The sequence below is a fragment of the Pseudomonas sp. FIP_A4 genome (genome assembly GCF_036701605.1).
GTDB classification, from domain to species: Bacteria; Pseudomonadota; Gammaproteobacteria; order Pseudomonadales; family Pseudomonadaceae; genus Stutzerimonas; species Stutzerimonas phenolilytica.
Genome location: NZ_JAYDXP010000127.1, coordinates 555,607 through 570,967, shown reverse-complemented (window position 1 = coordinate 570,967; position 15,361 = coordinate 555,607). Strand labels below are relative to the sequence as shown.

The following is a 15,361-nucleotide window of genomic DNA, read 5'->3' as shown; positions in this document are numbered from 1 at the left end:
GTCCCAGTAATGGCGTGGTGATATCATTCTGCGCCACCACAGCAGGCTTGTTTCATGCGCATCACCGAGCATTCATCGGCGGCCGAATTCAGCGACACCCCCTACGGGCGGCAGTTGCTGCGGGGCTTTCGCCTGCTGTTGTTCAAGCCCGAGCTGGAAGCCGAGTTCCGCCGCTTCCTCGATCGCCAGGCGCGCGGCGCGCAGCGCGTCGCCGCGCTGCTGCTAATCATCGCCGTCGGCGGCTACCTGTATGCCGAACGTGTGCTGTTTCCGCATGACGATCCGCAGTGGTTGAGCCGGCTCACGGTGCTGCGCCTGGTGGAGCTGTCGCCGGGGGTGCTGGTGCTGCTGCTGAGCTTTTTCAGCAAGACCTACCAGGCGCGCGCCAACCAGTTGTTCCCGATGCTGCTGGTGCTGATCGGCGTGGTCGCCGCGATCATCGACATCCAGTACGAACTGGCGGCGCAGCCCTATGCGTTTCGCTATGGCGCCGGCCTGCTGATCATCAGTTCGTTCTTCTTCCTCGGCATGACGTTCTGGCATTCGCTGCTCTGCGCGCTGTCGATCGTGGCGATCGACGTGTTCATGGCCAGCCAGATCCTGCCTTCGGATCGCCTGCCCGAGCACTGGATTGCCGTCAGCTACTACCTGCTGCTGCTGGTGATCGGTGCGATCAGCCGTTACGTGCACGAATACTCGCAGCGTCAGCAGTTCCTGATGCGCAAGCTGCTGGGCTGGGTCGCCGCGCACGATGCGCTGAGCGAGCTGCCCAACCGGCGCAGCCATGACGAGGCGTTGCGGCAGCGATTGGCGCAGGCGCGGCGCGACGATGTGCCGGTGAGCCTGTTGCTGCTCGACCTGGATGATTTCAAGGCCTACAACGATCGCCTCGGTCATCCTGCCGGCGATGCACTGATCGGTGAATTCGCCCGGCTGCTCGCCAGCTTCGCGCGACGCCCGCTGGACCAGGCGGCGCGCGTCGGTGGCGAGGAATTCGCCCTGCTGCTTTACGACTGCACCGAGGATGCCGCGCAGCAGATCGCCAGTCAGGTGCTGGCCGCGCTGCGCCGGCAGGCCATCGCACACCCGGCATCGGCGCAGGGGCGGGTCGGGGTGAGTATCGGTATCGCGACGCTGCAGCCCGGGCAGAACGCCGGGCAGCTGTATTCGGCGGCGGACGCGGCACTCTACCGCGCCAAGCAGGCGGGCAAGAACCGCTTCGCCGGGCCGGACGAGTTGTCGGCCGCTGGTTGAACGGCGCTCAGCGCCGCGGCGTTACCGGGCGCGTGCGCCCGCTGTCGTCGATGGCGACGAAGACGAACACCGCCTCGGTGACCTTGCGCCATTCGCTGGACTGCGGATCGTCGCTCCAGACTTCCACCAGCATGCGGATCGAGCTGCGCCCGACTTCCAGCGTCTGGGTGTAGAAGGACAGCTGCGCGCCAACCGCCACCGGCACCATGAAGGCCATGCGGTCGATGGACACCGTCGCCACTCGCCCGCCGGCCACGCGGCTGGCCATCGCGGTGCCGGCCAGATCCATCTGCGAGACCAGCCAGCCACCATATATATCGCCGAAGCCGTTGGTTTCGCGCGGCAGGGCGGTCAGCTGCAGGGCCAGGTCGCCCTGGGGAATCGGATCTTCCTGTTCGTATTCTTTCATCGGTCGGACTCGCGGCGCGATTGTTGTTCTGGCGCGAAAACCCCGCGCTAGGGCGGGAAGCGCGCAGTATAACGGCACTCAGACGGTGCAGCGACCGCCCTCGGTCAAGATTGCCGACGGTAACAAGATTGTCACACTCGCTTCATAGAGTGTTCATACGGCCTGCAGATACTGGCCCCCGTTCCAACACACTCGAACACACCTCTGCTAGGAGCAAGGTATGAAACTGAATCGTTTGATGGCGGCGCTGACCTTCGTGGCCGCTGGTGTGGGTGCCGCGAGCGCGGTTGCGGCAGTCGATCCGGCTCTGCCGAGCTACGAGAAGACTTCCGGTGTTTCCGGCAACCTCTCCAGCGTCGGCTCCGATTCTCTGGCCAACCTGATGACCCTGTGGGCCGAAGAGTTCAAGCGCAGCTACCCGAACGTCAACATCCAGATCCAGGCCGCCGGTTCCTCCACCGCGCCGCCCGCGCTGACCGAAGGCACCGCCAACATGGGGCCGATGAGCCGCCCGATGAAGGACAACGAGATCCAGGCCTTCGAGCAGAAGTACGGCTACAAGCCGACCGCCGTGCCGGTAGCGATCGACGCCCTGGCCGTGTTCGTGCACAAGGACAACCCGATCAAGAGCCTGGACATGGAACAGGTCGACGCGATCTTCTCCAGCACCCGCCTGTGCGGTGGCGCTCAGGACATCAAGACCTGGGGCGACCTGGGCCTGACCGGCGAGTGGGCGGCCAAGCCGATCCAGTTGTTCGGTCGTAACTCGGTATCCGGCACCTACGGCTACTTCAAGGAAGAAGCGCTGTGTAAGGGCGACTTCAAATCCAACGTCAACGAGCAGCCGGGTTCGGCCTCGGTGGTGCAGTCGATCTCCAGCACCCTGAACGCCATCGGTTACTCGGGCATCGGCTACAAGACCTCCAGCGTGCGCGCCGTGCCGCTGTCCAAGGGTGGCGAAGCCTTCGAGGCCAACGAAGAAAACGCCCTGGCCGGCAAGTTCCCGCTGGCGCGCTTCTTCTACGTCTACGTGAACAAGGCGCCGAACAAGCCGCTGAGCCCGATCGATGCCGAGTTCATCAAGCTGGTGCTGTCCAAGCAGGGCCAGGAGGTTGTGGTCAAGGACGGCTACATCCCGCTGCCGAAGAAAGTGGTCGACAAGACCATGCAAGACCTGGGTCTCTAACGACCCGCACGGAGGATCGGCGGCAACCCCGCCGGTCCTGCGTCACGATGCCCGCCACGCACTTCGCGCTGGCGGGTTTCGTCGTGTCACCCGGTTGTAATTTTTCTGTCACACGGCTTGATTAGATTAGTCGCCCTGACGGGGCCGCCCGGCCCAGGAACCTTGGCATGAACGACATAGAGCCCATGACCGCGAACTCCGATGTGCAACGGCTGGATTTCAATACGCCGGCCCTGCAGCGTAAACGCCGCATTCGCGCGCTGAAAGATCACCTGGCGCGCTGGTACGTCACCATCGGTGGCCTGGCGGTGCTGGGCGCGATCACCCTGATCTTCTTCTACCTGGGGCAGGTCGTGCTGCCCATGTTCCAGGGCGCTGAACTCGAAGCACGGGAAGTCCAGCGCCCGGCCTGGCTGGCCGAGGACAGCCAGGCACTGCTGCTAGCGATCGAAGAGCAGAACCAGGTGGCGATGCGCCTGAACGCCGAGGGCCAGGTGCGTTTCTTCGCGCTGGCCGACGGCGCGCCGCTCGCGAACATCGCGCTGGCGCTGCCGGCTGACAGCCGCATCGTCTCGGTCGGTCAGGACACCCCCGGCACCCGCCGCCTGGTGCTCGGCCTGAGCAACGGTCAGGCGCTGGTCATCGAGCACGAGTACCAGATCACCTACCCGAACAACCAAAAGACCATCACGCCGCGAATCGTCTATCCATTCGGCGAGCAGCCGCTGCAGCTCGACGCCGAGGGACGCGCGATCGAGCAGGCGGCCGTCAGCCTCAACGGCAAGACCCTGCTGGTCGCCGGTGCCACCGGCACCGCGCTGCATGCCCAGCGCATCGCCAGCAGCGAGAATCTGCTGACCGGCGAGGTCACCCTGGAACAGCAGCGCCTGGACCTGCCGCAGCTCGCCGAGCCGATCCGCGCGCTGCAGATCGATCCGCGCCACATGTGGCTGTACGCGGTCAGCGGCAAGGCCAGCGCCGACGTCTTCGACCTGCGCCGCAAGCAGCTCAACGGCCGCTACAAGCTGGTTGCCGACGGTGCCGAGATCACCGCCGTCAGCCCGCTGCTCGGCGGTATCTCGCTGATGATCGGCGACTCGAAAGGCGGCATCGGCCAGTGGTTCATGGTGCGCGGCGCCGACGGCTCGGCTGAGCTGCGCAACGTGCGCAACTTCACGCTGGCCGACAGCCCGGTCAGCCAGATCCTCCCGGAAGAGCGCCGCAAGGGCTTTCTCGCGCTCGACCGCGCCGGCACGCTGGGCATCTTCCACAGCACCGCGCACCGCACGCTGCTCAAGGAGCAGGTGGCCGACGGCGCCGCGCTGGCCGCGCTGTCGCCGCGCGCCACGCGCCTGCTGGTGGAGTCGCCGCAGGGCCTGCAGCGCTTCGTGGTCGACAACCCGCATCCGGAGATTTCCTGGAGTTCGCTGTGGGGCAAGGTCTGGTATGAAAGCTACGCCGAGCCCGACTACGTCTGGCAGTCCACCTCCGCCAACACCGATTTCGAGCCCAAGCTGAGCCTCGCGCCGCTGGCCTTCGGCACGCTCAAGGCGGCCTTCTACGCGATGCTGCTGGCGGCGCCGCTGGCGATCTGCGCGGCGTTCTACACCGCCTACTTCATGGCCCCGGCGCTGCGCCGCAAGGTCAAGCCGGTGATCGAGCTGATGGAGGCGCTGCCGACGGTGATCCTCGGTTTCTTCGCCGGCCTGTTCCTCGCGCCGTTCCTGGAGAACCACCTGCCGGGCATCTTCAGCCTGCTACTGCTGATGCCGCTGGGCATCCTGTTCGCTGCCTGGAGCTGGAGCCGCCTGCCCGAGCGCGTGCGCCTGGGCGTGCCGGAAGGCTGGGAAGCGCTGCTGCTGATTCCGGTGGTGCTGCTGGTGGGTGTCGGCTCGCTGGCGATCAGCGGGCATCTGGAAAACTGGCTGTTCGGCGGCGACATGCGCCTGTGGCTGTCCAATGACCTCGGCATTCCGTTCGACCAGCGCAACGCCCTGGTGGTCGGCCTGGCGATGGGTTTCGCGGTGATCCCGACGATCTATTCGATCGCCGAGGACGCGGTGTTCAGCGTGCCGAAGAGCCTGACCCTGGGTTCGCTGGCGCTCGGCGCCACGCCCTGGCAGACGCTGACCCGCGTCGTGCTGCTGACCGCCAGCCCGGGCATCTTCTCGGCGCTGATGATCGGCATGGGCCGCGCCGTGGGCGAAACCATGATCGTGCTGATGGCCACCGGCAACACGCCGATCATGGAGGCCAACATCTTCGAGGGTATGCGCACCCTGGCGGCCAACGTCGCGGTGGAAATGCCCGAATCCGAGGTCGGTGGCACCCACTACCGCGTGCTGTTCCTCGCCGCGCTGGTGCTGCTGATGTTCACCTTCGTGATGAACACCCTGGCCGAGCTGATCCGTCAGCGCCTGCGCGGCAAGTACGCCAGCCTGTAATGCACGCGCCGCCCGCGGGCGGCTGCGCCGAGATTTTCGAAAAGGTATCGATCCGTGAAAAAGGATTCGTTGAACACCTGGGTCAAGAGTGGCACTCCGTGGATCTGGATGAACGCCGGTGCGGTGGCCATCGCGGTGATCATGACCCTGGGCCTGCTGGCCGTGATTGGCGTGCGCGGCCTGGCGCATTTCTGGCCGGCCGATGTGATGGTCGCCGACTACCAGGTTCCCGGCGAGGCACCGCGCGTGCTAGCCGGCGAGGTGGTGCAAGCCGAGGAAGTGCCGCGCGCGCGGCTGGCGGCCAGCGGCCTGCCGGTCAATGTCGAGGGTGGCGAGTTCATGACCCGCGAACTGCTCAAGGTCGGCAACCGTGAAGTCTACGGTGCGGATTTCTCCTGGGTGGTCGGCGAATGGCTAAGCAACCCGCGCACGCCGCACCACATGGTGGTGCTGGAGCGCCGCGAGTGGGGCAACTTCTACGGCGAGCTGCTCAACGTCAAGGAGGCCGGGCAGCTGGTGGCCGAGGGCGACGCCGCCTGGGCCGAGCTGCAGCACCGCCTCGAACGGGTCGAGCAGTTGCACGGGCAGATCAGTCAGGTGGAGAAGGTCGAGATCGGCCGGATCAACCACGGCCTCGAGCGCCTGCGCCTGAAAACCCGCAAGCTGGAGCTGGACGGTCGTCTGGATGCCGCGGCACAGGCCGAGCTGGACGCCGAGCGCGCCGAATGGGACGCCGAGTACCGCGTGCTGGAGCAGGAGCTGATCGCGCTGCAGCAGCAGTTCAACCGCGACAGTATCACCGTGCGCACCGTCGACGGCCGCGAGCAGCAGATCAGCATGGGCAAGGTGGTGCGCGCCTACCGGCCGAACGCCATGTCCACCACCGACAAGCTGGGCTTCTATGCGGCCAAGCTGTGGGAGTTCGTCAGCGACGAGCCGCGCGAGGCGAACACCGAAGGCGGCATCTTCCCGGCGATCTTCGGTACCGTGCTGATGACCCTGATCATGGCGGTGATCGTCACCCCGTTCGGCGTGATCGCGGCCGTCTACCTGCGCGAATACGCCAAGCAGGGCGTGCTGACCCGCGTGATCCGCATCGCGGTGAACAACCTCGCCGGCGTACCGTCGATCGTCTACGGCGTGTTCGGCCTGGGCTTCTTCGTCTACGTGCTGGGTGGCTCACTGGACCGCATCTTCTACCCCGAAGCCGCACCGGCGCCGGTGTTCGGCACGCCGGGGCTGATGTGGGCCTCGCTGACGCTGGCGATCCTCACCCTGCCGGTGGTGATCGTCGCCACCGAGGAGGGCTTGGCGCGCATCCCGCGGATGATCCGCGAAGGCTCGCTGGCGCTCGGTGCGACCAAGTCCGAGACGCTGTGGCGCGTGGTGCTGCCGATGGCCAGCCCGGCGATGATGACTGGCCTGATCCTCGCCGTGGCGCGGGCCGCCGGTGAAGTGGCGCCGCTGATGCTGGTCGGCGTGGTCAAGCTGGCGCCGAACCTGCCGCTCAACGGCAACTACCCCTATCTGCACCTGGATCAGAAGATCATGCACCTGGGCTTCCACATCTACGATGTCGGCTTCCAGAGCCCCAACGTCGAGGCCGCGCGGCCGCTGGTGTACGCCACCGCGTTCCTGCTGGTGCTGGTCATCGCAGTGCTGAACTTCAGTGCGGTCGTCATCCGCAACCACCTGCGCGAGAAGTACAAGGCGCTCGACCATTAATTGAAGCGGCACGCTTCAGGCCAGCCTCCGGAGGAACGGGGCCGCGGCCGAGGCGTGCGGCGGTAGCTTGCAGCTTGCAGCTGCGAACGGAGTGAGCACATGCAAAGCAACACCCATTCCATCGATATTTCTTCGCTCGGCCGCGACAAGCGCGTGCTGGACCTGGCCACCGAACCAGTGGCCATCGAGGTGCCCGACCTGAGTCTGTTCTACGGGCAGAAGCAGGCGCTGTTCAACGTCAGCATGAACATCCCGCGCCAGCGCGTGACGGCCTTCATCGGCCCGTCCGGGTGCGGCAAGTCCACGCTGCTGCGCTGCTTCAACCGGATGAACGATCTGGTCGACGGCTGCCGCATCGAAGGCGCGATCAACCTCGACGGCCACAACATCTACCGCAAGGGCGAGGATGTCGCCGACCTGCGTCGCCGCGTCGGCATGGTGTTCCAGAAGCCCAACCCGTTCCCCAAGAGCATCTACGAGAACGTGGTCTACGGCCTGCGCATCCAGGGCATCAAGCAGAAGCGCGTGCTCGACGAGACCGTCGAATGGGCGCTCAAGGGGGCGGCGCTGTGGGACGAGGTCAAGGATCGCCTGCACGAGTCGGCGCTCGGCCTGTCCGGTGGTCAGCAGCAGCGTCTGGTGATCGCCCGTACCATCGCCGTGCAGCCGGAAGTGCTGCTGCTCGACGAACCGAGTTCGGCGCTCGACCCGATCTCTTCGCTGAAGGTCGAGGAACTGATCTACGAGCTGAAGTCCAAGTACACCATCGTCATCGTTACCCACAACATGCAGCAGGCCGCGCGCGTCTCCGACTACACGGCATTCATGTACATGGGCAAGCTGATCGAGTACGGCGACACCGATACGCTGTTCACCAACCCGGCGAAGAAGCAGACCGAAGACTACATCACCGGCCGCTACGGCTGAGGCCATGGGGAAATCTCCCCTGGCTTTGTCGGGCGCGCTTGGCGTACTAGATGTACTGTCTGCGCACGCCCTCCGCGCCAGCGAAGATTTCCCAAGGGCCTCAATGTCGACTCGACTATTTCCAGGTGCGCTGCGCACCAGAGCCGCCTAGCGGCAGTCTCCTCGGAGCGAGAACAATGATCAGCAAAGACAACCACACCCAACACATCTCCCAGCAGTTCAACGCCGAGCTGGAGGAAGTGCGCAGCCACTTGCTGGCGATGGGCGGCCTGGTGGAGAAGCAGGTCAACGACGCGGTCACCGCGCTGATCGAGGCCGATTCGGGCCTGGCCCAGCAAGTGCGCGAGGTCGACGACCAGATTAACCAGATGGAGCGCAACATCGATGAGGAGTGCGTGCGCATCCTCGCCCGCCGCCAGCCGGCGGCCTCCGACCTGCGCCTGATCATCAGCATCTCCAAGTCGGTGATCGACCTCGAGCGCATCGGCGACGAGGCGACCAAGATCGCCCGCCGCGCCATTCAGTTGTGCGAGGAAGGCGAGTCGCCCAAGGGCTACGTCGAGGTGCGCCACATCGGCGACCAGGTGCGCAAGATGGTGCAGGAAGCGCTCGACGCCTTCGCCCGCTTCGACGCCGACCTGGCGCTGTCGGTGGCGCAGTACGACAAGACTGTCGACCGCGAGTACAAGACCGCGCTGCGCGAGCTGGTCACCTACATGATGGAAGACCCGCGCTCGATCTCCCGCGTGCTCAGCGTGATCTGGGCGCTGCGCTCGCTGGAACGCATCGGCGACCATGCACGCAACATCGCCGAACTGGTGATCTACCTGGTGCGCGGCACGGACGTGCGGCACCTTGGCCTGGCACGCATGGCCGAGGAAGTGGAAGGCACCAAGGAGCGTTGAGCCGCCGCTCGTAGGGTGGGCTTAAGCGTCTGTCTGCGCACCACTCGGGTGGGCTTCAGCCCACCAGAGGCTTATGCGCAGACCAACAGCCTGCCTGTCTCAGCTGTGTCGTAGCTCGGCTTGCAGCGTGTCCAGCGTCGCCTGGCGCTCGGCATCCTGCAGACGCGCGCCGGGGTTGAGCGACGACCACTCGGGGTGCGCGCGGCAGCGTTGCAGCGCCTCGGGCAGGCGGCCTTCGCGCCAGCCGTGATCCTGCGGGCCGCTCAGACGGATCGCGTCCAGCGCGGCGTGGCCGCGCGCGGCGAGGGCGGCGAGCAGCTGGCGCTGGCGCAGCGCGAGGAGACGCAGCACGGCATCGTCGACGCTCAGTTCGCGCTGGCCCTTGAGCTTGCCCAGCAGGCGGTTGCCATAGTGCCGTGCGGTCTGCGCGCCGCCGCCGGCCAGCGCGCCGAGCAGCGCCGCGGCGCCGAGGGTGATGCCGCCGACCATCAGGTCGACCCCGGCCCCGGCCGCCGCACCGGCCGCCATACCGCCGCCGATCTTCACGCCGAGCTGTTTGAGTGTCTCGGGGTTGAACAGATCGTCGCCCCAGCGGCCGTCGAGCAGCGGCAGTTCGCCGGCGGCCGCGTCGTCTTTGCCGAAGGCGTACAGGCGCAGCAGTGCTTCGACGCAACGTTGTTCGCGGCCTCGCACCGCATCGTGCAGGTCGCGGATGGCGCCGCGCTCCAGTTCCGGCTGCGCCGCCACGCTGCGTCGGCAGGCGGCGACATCCACCAGCAGCTCGGCGATCAGCCGCTCGCCGCTGGCCCGGCGTGCGGCGGCCTGCGCTTCGTGCTCCTCGATCAGCCGCTGCAGGCGCGGCCGCGCCTGCTCCAGCAGCAGCGCCAGGCTTTCGTACAGGCGGCGCTCGCCGTCCACCGGCGGCGCCACGCTGTCGAAGCGCACCAGCGCGTGCAGGCCGAGCCGCGCCAGCGCCTGGCGCCACTCCTCCTCGCGATGCCCTGGCTGGGCGACGAAATTGAGCACCGGCAGCAGCGGCTTGCCGCAACCGGCCAGTACCGCCAGCTCGTCCTTGTACTTGGCCAGCACCGGCTCGCGCGCGTCGATCACGTACAGCCCGGCGTCGCTGGCCAGCAGCTGGCGCAGCACCTTGGCTTCCTGCTCGAAACGCTGGCGCGCCTCGGCGCCGTCGAGAAAACGCGCCGTGCGCGCCGGGCCATCGAGGCGCTCACCGGGGCGCTCCAGCCGCTCGAGGTAGTCGAGCAGGGCGATGGCGTCCTCCAGGCCGGGGGTGTCGTAGAGTTCGAGCAGCGCCTGGCCATCCACCGACAGCCGCGCGCCCTCGACGTGACGGGTGGTGCTGGGGCGGTGCGACACCTCGCCGAAACTGCGGTCGCGAGTCAGCGTACGCAGCAGCGAGGTCTTGCCGACGTTGGTGTGACCGACCACGGCGAGCTTCAGCGCATCAGTCATGTCCGTTCTCCAGCCAGTTCAGCGGCGCAGCGCTCGAATGAGCCAGGCCCAGCGCGTCCAACGCCTGATGCCAGGCGTCCAGCCGGGCGCTGTCCAGCGCCTCGCCGGCCGGCGCCTGCAGCAGCCAGACGCGGGTGGCGGCGGCGCAGCGCGACAGCTCGCCGAGCAGCGCCAGGGTGCCGCGATCCGGCGAACGCCGCGGGTCGCAGGCGATCGCCAGGCGTGCCGGCGGAAAGCGCGTGAGCTGATCGAGCAGGCGCCGCCGGCCTTCGCGATCATCGAGCACGCCGGCATCGGCCACGCCCTTGGGCAGCGGCGGCGGCCACGCGCGGCTGCCGTCCAGCTCGACGGCCACCAGCACGGCGCCGGCGCCGGCATCGAGCTGCGCGCCGGCGCTCGGCGCGTGCAGCTGTGCCGGCGCGGCATCGCGGATGCCGAGGCGTTCGCTGGGTGGCTGCAGACGTTCGCGCAGCAGGCGATAGCTCGGCTGTTCGAGATCGATCGCCAGTGCGGCCCGGCCGCGGTGCCAGCGCCACAGGCACAGCGCGGCGAGCAGCAGGCGCGGCAGCAGGCCATAGACCAGCACCACGCCGACCAGCCAGCCGGCCCATTGCCGACGCGCGCTTTCCAGATCGCCGGCGAGCGTGCCGCTGGCGCGAATCTGCTCGGCATCCGGCACGCCGAAGCCGAGCAGCGCGGGCAGCGCGCCGAGCGCCTGGGTCAGGCCGAGGAAGGCGCTGTCGCCGAGGATGGTGGTTTCCCAGACGAAGCCGTAACGGCGGGTCGCCAGCAGGGCGAGCAGCATGAGCAGCGCGCAGGCCATCGCCAGCAGCCACATCCCATGCACGCCGAGGCCGAGTAGCCAGCGGCCGAGGCGCTGGCGCCGCAGCAGCACCGGCAGCGCCGGCGCCAGCTGAGCGGCGCGCGCATCGCGGGCAAGTTTCTCGCTGAGCCAGAGCCACAGCCGGCCGAGCGCGCCGCCGCTGTCGCCGGCCAGCGTCAGGCCGAGCAGCCAGCCGAGCAGGGTCAGCAGGTTGAGCCCGAGCAGGCTGCCGAGCGCCCAGAACACGTTGACCGGGCGCTGGCCGTCACCCAGCGCGGCGAAGGCCAGGCCGGTGCCGGTGAAGACCGCCAGCACGGCGAGGGCGACGGCGCCGAGCCGTGCGCCCTGGCGCCAGTGGCGCAGCGCTTCGAGCAGGCCGTCGCGGCGGGCCAGCCACAGCGCGCGGCGTTCGATGAGGGTGGGCAGGTCGCCGCCGCCGACGCGCGCCTGGCGGTTGGCTTCCTCGTCGTCCAGCGGGCCGGCGTGTTCCTCGCGCAGGCGCACGGCTTCGGTAAGCCACAGCCGATCGACACGGGACAGCGAGGGGAGGGGAATGCGGGGATCGCTCACCGGGGGCTCCGCGGCCGGGGATGAGCGCAGAGCATAACCGCAGCCGGGCGGGCGGTGCACGGCGCCGCCCGGCCGCTGTGCTCAGCTGCTGCCGGAGCTGGCGGCGTGCATCCGCGGCTGCGCCGGCGGTTCGGGCTGGTGATGGGCATCGACCACCGCCACCTCGTTGCCATCGATGTCGTACAGCTTGCCGTTGCGGAAGTAGTCGCCCTCATGCAGCGCGGCGATGTCGCGGTAGCGCAGGCTGCGCTCGCTGCCGGCGACGAACACCGATTGCTGGTCGGAGTTGCCGGCCTTGAGGTGGTTGAATGCCAGGTTGAGGAGGATCGCCATGATCGCCGCCGAGCTGATGCCGGAGTGGAAGATGGTCTCGAACCAGGCCGGGAAGTGATGGTAGAAGCTCGGCGCGGCGATCGGAATCATGCCGAAGCCGATCGAGGTGGCGACGATGATCAGGTTCATGTTGTTGCGGTAGTCGACCTGCGCCAGGGTGCGGATGCCGCTGGCCGCCACGGTGCCGAACAGCACCACGCCGGCACCGCCGAGCACGGCGGTGGGTACCGCGGCGATCAGCCGGCCCATCACCGGCAGCAGGCCGAGGGTGACCAGGATCAGGCCGGCGGTGGCTACCACGTAGCGACTCTTCACGCCGGTCACCGCGACCAGGCCGACGTTTTGCGCGAAGGCGCTCTGGGTGAAGGAGCCGAACAGCGGCGCCAGCGAGCTGGAGATCATGTCGGCGCGCAGACCGTCGCCCAGGCGTCGGGAGTCGACCTTGGTGTCGATGATCTCGCCGACGGCGAGGATGTCCGCCGAGGTCTCGACCAGGGTGACGATGATCACGATCAGCATCGACAGGATCGCCGCCAGCTGGAACTCCGGCGCACCGAAATGCAGCGGCGAAGGCAGCGCCATCAGCGGACCGTCGAGTACCTGGGAGAAGTCGGCCATGCCGAAGAACACCGCCACCACGGTGCCGATGACCATCGCCAGCAGGATCGACAGGCGCGAGATGCTCGCATTGCCGACCTTGCTCAGTGCCAGCACGGTGAACAGGGTGAAGGCCGCCAGGCAGATGTTGGCCACGCTGCCGAAGTCCGGCGCCTGGCTGTTGCCGCCCATCGCCCAGCGTGCGGCCACCGGCATCAGCGTCAGACCGATGGTGGTGATGACGATGCCGGTGACCAGCGGCGGAAAGAATTTGGTGATGCGGGAGAACACCGGAGTAATGAACAGGCCGATCAGCGAGGCGGCGATCACCGCGCCGAACACCACCGGCAGGCCGCCGGCACCGTCGCTGCCGATGATGGCGATCATGGTCGCCACGCCAGCGAAGGACACGCCCTGTACCAGCGGCAACTGGCAACCGAAGAACGGCAAACCGAGCGTCTGCAGCAGGGTCGCCAGCCCGCCGGCGAACAGCGAGGCGGCGATCAGCAGGCCGATGTCGGCGGGCGACAGGCCGGCGGCCTGGCCGACGATCAGCGGCACGGCGACGATACCGCCGTACATGGTGAGCACGTGTTGCAGGCCGTAGGCCAGGTTGGCGCCGACACCGAGGTTTTCGTCCTCGGGCCGTCTTTCGGGGGCGGACACAGTCATGGGTAGCTTCTCCCGTTCGTTTTTATTGTGTCGGCCACTGTAGACAATTGGATGCGAGTTACGCCAGTGGTTGTATACAACTTTTCTTTTGAGCGCGTCGGATGAGAACCCGAGCTTTCGCCTGGCCCGCGTCGGCACGGCGTTACAGGTAGCTGCGCAGATTCGCCGAGGGCGAGAAAAGCGACGAGCGGTCGGATCGGTTAAGGGCGGCCGCGTGGCCGCCCGTAACGCTTAGCGGGTCTGACGCAGACGCACGGCCACGTCCGGCTGGTCGATGAACAGCCCGTCGATACCGGCGTCGAGGAAGGCGCGGATCTCCGCCTCGACGTCGCCGCGGGCCTGGGGTTGGTCGCTGCTGCGCAGGCTGGTCGGCAGGAAGGCGTTCTCGGCGCGGAAGGTGTACGGGTGCACCTTGAGGCCAGCGGCGTGGGCGTCGGCGACGAAGCGGGTCGGCGCACCGAGGTTGCCGCCGGCGTCGCGCGGGATGATGTAGCCCTTCTCCGGGCCGACGCCGCTGGCGTAGCGGGCAATGGCCTTGAGGCCCGCCGGCGTGGCCATCTGCGCGTAGGTCAGCTGGCTGCCGCGCACCTGCTGGTCGTAGGGCTGACCGGAGCCGAACAGCTGCACCAGGCGCAGGCGGGTGAGGCCGCTCAGCGTCTTGAGGTTGTCCACCTCGAACGACTGGATGTACACCGGCGCCTGCCGGCCGACGTAGCCGTTGCGCGCGAGAATACGTACCAGCGGCTTCTCCATCGCCAGGCCGAGCTGCCGGAAGTGGGTCGGATGCTTGGTTTCCGGGTACAGGCCGATGCGCCGCCCCTGGCTGAGTTGCAGCGTCTTCACCAGATCGATGATCTCTTGCAGCGTCGGAATCTCCAGGCCGCCGTCGAGGCGGGCGTTGCCCGGACGGATCTCTGGTATGCGCTCGATGGCGCGCAGGGTCTTGAGTTCGGCGAGAGTGAAGTCCTCGCTGAACCAGCCGGTGAGCGCCACGCCATCGACCTGCTGGGTGCGCTTACGCGTGGCGAACTCGGGGCGCTGGGAAACATCGGTGGTCAGGCCCAGCTCGTTGTCGTGGCGGGCGACCAGCTGGCCGTCGCGGGTCATCACCAGGTCCGGCTCGATGTAGTCGGCGCCTTGCAGCACCGCCAGCGCATAGGCGGCCAGGGTGTGTTCGGGCACATAGCCGCTGGCACCGCGGTGGGCGATCACCAGCGGTGCCGGTTCGGCGCGTTCGGCATGGCGTTGTGCCTGACGGTCGTCCGGCGCGGCGACGCCGGCGAGCGGCAGCAGCAGGCCGCAGGCGGCCAGCCAGGGGCGAAGGGAAACAATGGTGCGTGCCATGGGTGGCATCTCCTCGGGATGGGAAACCCCAGGCTGCGCGACGCGAATGACCGTAGCTTGACGCTTCGCGGTCGCGCCTGTTGCAGCACCATGAAACCGACAAACGGTTGGCGCTGCAGCGCGCCGGGGCGCTCTGCTATGCTCGCCGCCATGAATCAGACCCGCCTGCCCCTCGCCATGATCGCCGCATTCGCGCACAACCGCGTGATCGGTCTCGACAACCGCATGCCCTGGCACCTGCCCGCCGATCTCAAGCATTTCAAGGCCATGACCCTCGGCAAGCCGATCATCATGGGCCGCAAGACCTGGGATTCGCTCGGTCGGCCGCTGCCGGGACGGCTCAATCTGGTGGTCAGCCGCCAGACGGATCTGCAGCTCGATGGCGCGGAGACTTTCACCGAACTCGAGGCCGCGCTGGTGCGTGCCGAGCAGTGGGCGCGCGAGCAGGGTGTCGACGAGCTGATGCTGATCGGCGGCGCGCAGCTCTACGCGCAGGCGCTGGGCCGGGCGCAGCGGCTCTATCTGACCCGCATCGATGCGCAGCCGGAGGGCGATGCCTTCTTCCCGGCATTCGACGAGAACCAATGGCAATGCGTCGACAGCCAGGCCCATCCGGCCGAAGGCGAGGCGCCGGCCTACCGTTTCGAGACCTGGACGCGGCGCTGACTTTCGGGCTCGCTTGATCGGCGCCAAGGTCCT

Annotated in this window: 12 protein-coding genes; 7 read left to right on the top strand and 5 right to left on the bottom strand. The window is 67.6% G+C overall.

What is annotated here, in order from left to right:
• The first annotated feature begins 54 nt into the window (after nt 1-54).
• The gene (locus U8L64_RS18005; RefSeq protein ID WP_077682262.1) at nt 55-1,254 is read left to right on the top strand and encodes a GGDEF domain-containing protein; all 1,200 of its coding nucleotides are present in this window, start codon (nt 55-57) and stop codon (nt 1,252-1,254) included.
• A gap of 7 nt (nt 1,255-1,261) precedes the next feature.
• Here the strand turns inward: U8L64_RS18005 and U8L64_RS18000 are convergent, their stop codons facing one another.
• Nucleotides 1,262-1,663: an acyl-CoA thioesterase gene (locus U8L64_RS18000; protein ID WP_043295300.1), complete on the bottom strand. Its 402-nt coding sequence runs from the start codon at nt 1,661-1,663 to the stop codon at nt 1,262-1,264.
• A 220-nt stretch (nt 1,664-1,883) separates the two neighbouring features.
• On the opposite strand from U8L64_RS18000, the gene U8L64_RS17995 reads away from it, so the two are divergent.
• The 5 genes from U8L64_RS17995 (at nt 1,884) to phoU (ending at nt 8,850) form a co-directional block, all read left to right on the top strand.
• A complete protein-coding gene (locus U8L64_RS17995) occupies nt 1,884-2,849 on the top strand; it encodes a PstS family phosphate ABC transporter substrate-binding protein (protein ID WP_008569376.1) in 966 nt (321 codons plus the stop codon).
• 167 nt (nt 2,850-3,016) lie between these two features.
• Nucleotides 3,017-5,293, top strand: coding sequence for an ABC transporter permease subunit (locus U8L64_RS17990; RefSeq protein ID WP_156715667.1), 2,277 nt, complete (start codon nt 3,017-3,019; stop codon nt 5,291-5,293).
• Between the two features lie 108 nt (nt 5,294-5,401).
• On the top strand, nt 5,402-7,018 hold the full coding sequence (gene pstA, locus U8L64_RS17985) for a phosphate ABC transporter permease PstA (RefSeq protein WP_175415108.1): 1,617 nt from the start codon (nt 5,402-5,404) through the stop codon (nt 7,016-7,018).
• 99 nt (nt 7,019-7,117) lie between these two features.
• Nucleotides 7,118-7,945, top strand: a complete 828-nt coding sequence (gene pstB / locus U8L64_RS17980) for a phosphate ABC transporter ATP-binding protein PstB (RefSeq protein ID WP_003286776.1) — start codon at nt 7,118-7,120, stop codon at nt 7,943-7,945.
• A gap of 176 nt (nt 7,946-8,121) precedes the next feature.
• The gene (gene phoU, locus U8L64_RS17975; protein ID WP_043295305.1) at nt 8,122-8,850 is read left to right on the top strand and encodes a phosphate signaling complex protein PhoU; all 729 of its coding nucleotides are present in this window, start codon (nt 8,122-8,124) and stop codon (nt 8,848-8,850) included.
• Nucleotides 8,851-8,949: 99 nt separating this feature from the next.
• On the opposite strand, the gene U8L64_RS17970 is transcribed toward phoU, so the two are convergent.
• The 4 genes from U8L64_RS17970 to U8L64_RS17955 form a co-directional block, all read right to left on the bottom strand.
• Nucleotides 8,950-10,323, bottom strand: coding sequence for a GTPase/DUF3482 domain-containing protein (locus U8L64_RS17970; RefSeq protein ID WP_043295307.1), 1,374 nt, complete (start codon nt 10,321-10,323; stop codon nt 8,950-8,952).
• On the bottom strand, nt 10,316-11,716 hold the full coding sequence (locus U8L64_RS17965; RefSeq protein ID WP_333398419.1) for a DUF2868 domain-containing protein: 1,401 nt from the start codon (nt 11,714-11,716) through the stop codon (nt 10,316-10,318). Before U8L64_RS17965 ends, U8L64_RS17970 begins: the two co-directional genes overlap by 8 nt.
• An 81-nt stretch (nt 11,717-11,797) precedes the next feature.
• Nucleotides 11,798-13,318, bottom strand: coding sequence for a nucleobase:cation symporter-2 family protein (locus U8L64_RS17960; RefSeq protein ID WP_043295310.1), 1,521 nt, complete (start codon nt 13,316-13,318; stop codon nt 11,798-11,800).
• 231 nt (nt 13,319-13,549) lie between these two features.
• Nucleotides 13,550-14,662 (bottom strand): glycerophosphodiester phosphodiesterase, encoded by a 1,113-nt coding sequence (locus U8L64_RS17955; protein ID WP_333398418.1) that lies wholly within the window; start codon nt 14,660-14,662, stop codon nt 13,550-13,552.
• 150 nt (nt 14,663-14,812) lie between these two features.
• Between U8L64_RS17955 and U8L64_RS17950 the strand changes: the two genes are divergently transcribed.
• A complete protein-coding gene (locus U8L64_RS17950) occupies nt 14,813-15,328 on the top strand; it encodes a dihydrofolate reductase (protein WP_223249975.1) in 516 nt (171 codons plus the stop codon).
• Nucleotides 15,329-15,361: the final 33 nt, after the last annotated feature.

Bases quoted from the DNA above. Each gene is read 5' to 3' on its own strand.
- U8L64_RS17970 (WP_043295307.1), bottom strand. From the start codon at position 10,323: ATGACTGATGCGCTGAAGCTCGCCGTGGTCGGTCACACCAACGTCGGC.
- U8L64_RS17995 (WP_008569376.1), top strand. From the start codon at position 1,884: ATGAAACTGAATCGTTTGATGGCGGCGCTGACCTTCGTGGCCGCTGGT.
- pstB (WP_003286776.1), top strand. From the start codon at position 7,118: ATGCAAAGCAACACCCATTCCATCGATATTTCTTCGCTCGGCCGCGAC.
- phoU (WP_043295305.1), top strand. From the start codon at position 8,122: ATGATCAGCAAAGACAACCACACCCAACACATCTCCCAGCAGTTCAAC.
- pstA (WP_175415108.1), top strand. From the start codon at position 5,402: ATGAACGCCGGTGCGGTGGCCATCGCGGTGATCATGACCCTGGGCCTG.
- U8L64_RS17960 (WP_043295310.1), bottom strand. From the start codon at position 13,318: ATGACTGTGTCCGCCCCCGAAAGACGGCCCGAGGACGAAAACCTCGGT.
- U8L64_RS17955 (WP_333398418.1), bottom strand. From the start codon at position 14,662: ATGGCACGCACCATTGTTTCCCTTCGCCCCTGGCTGGCCGCCTGCGGC.
- U8L64_RS17990 (WP_156715667.1), top strand. From the start codon at position 3,017: ATGAACGACATAGAGCCCATGACCGCGAACTCCGATGTGCAACGGCTG.
- U8L64_RS18000 (WP_043295300.1), bottom strand. From the start codon at position 1,663: ATGAAAGAATACGAACAGGAAGATCCGATTCCCCAGGGCGACCTGGCC.
- U8L64_RS18005 (WP_077682262.1), top strand. From the start codon at position 55: ATGCGCATCACCGAGCATTCATCGGCGGCCGAATTCAGCGACACCCCC.
- U8L64_RS17950 (WP_223249975.1), top strand. From the start codon at position 14,813: ATGAATCAGACCCGCCTGCCCCTCGCCATGATCGCCGCATTCGCGCAC.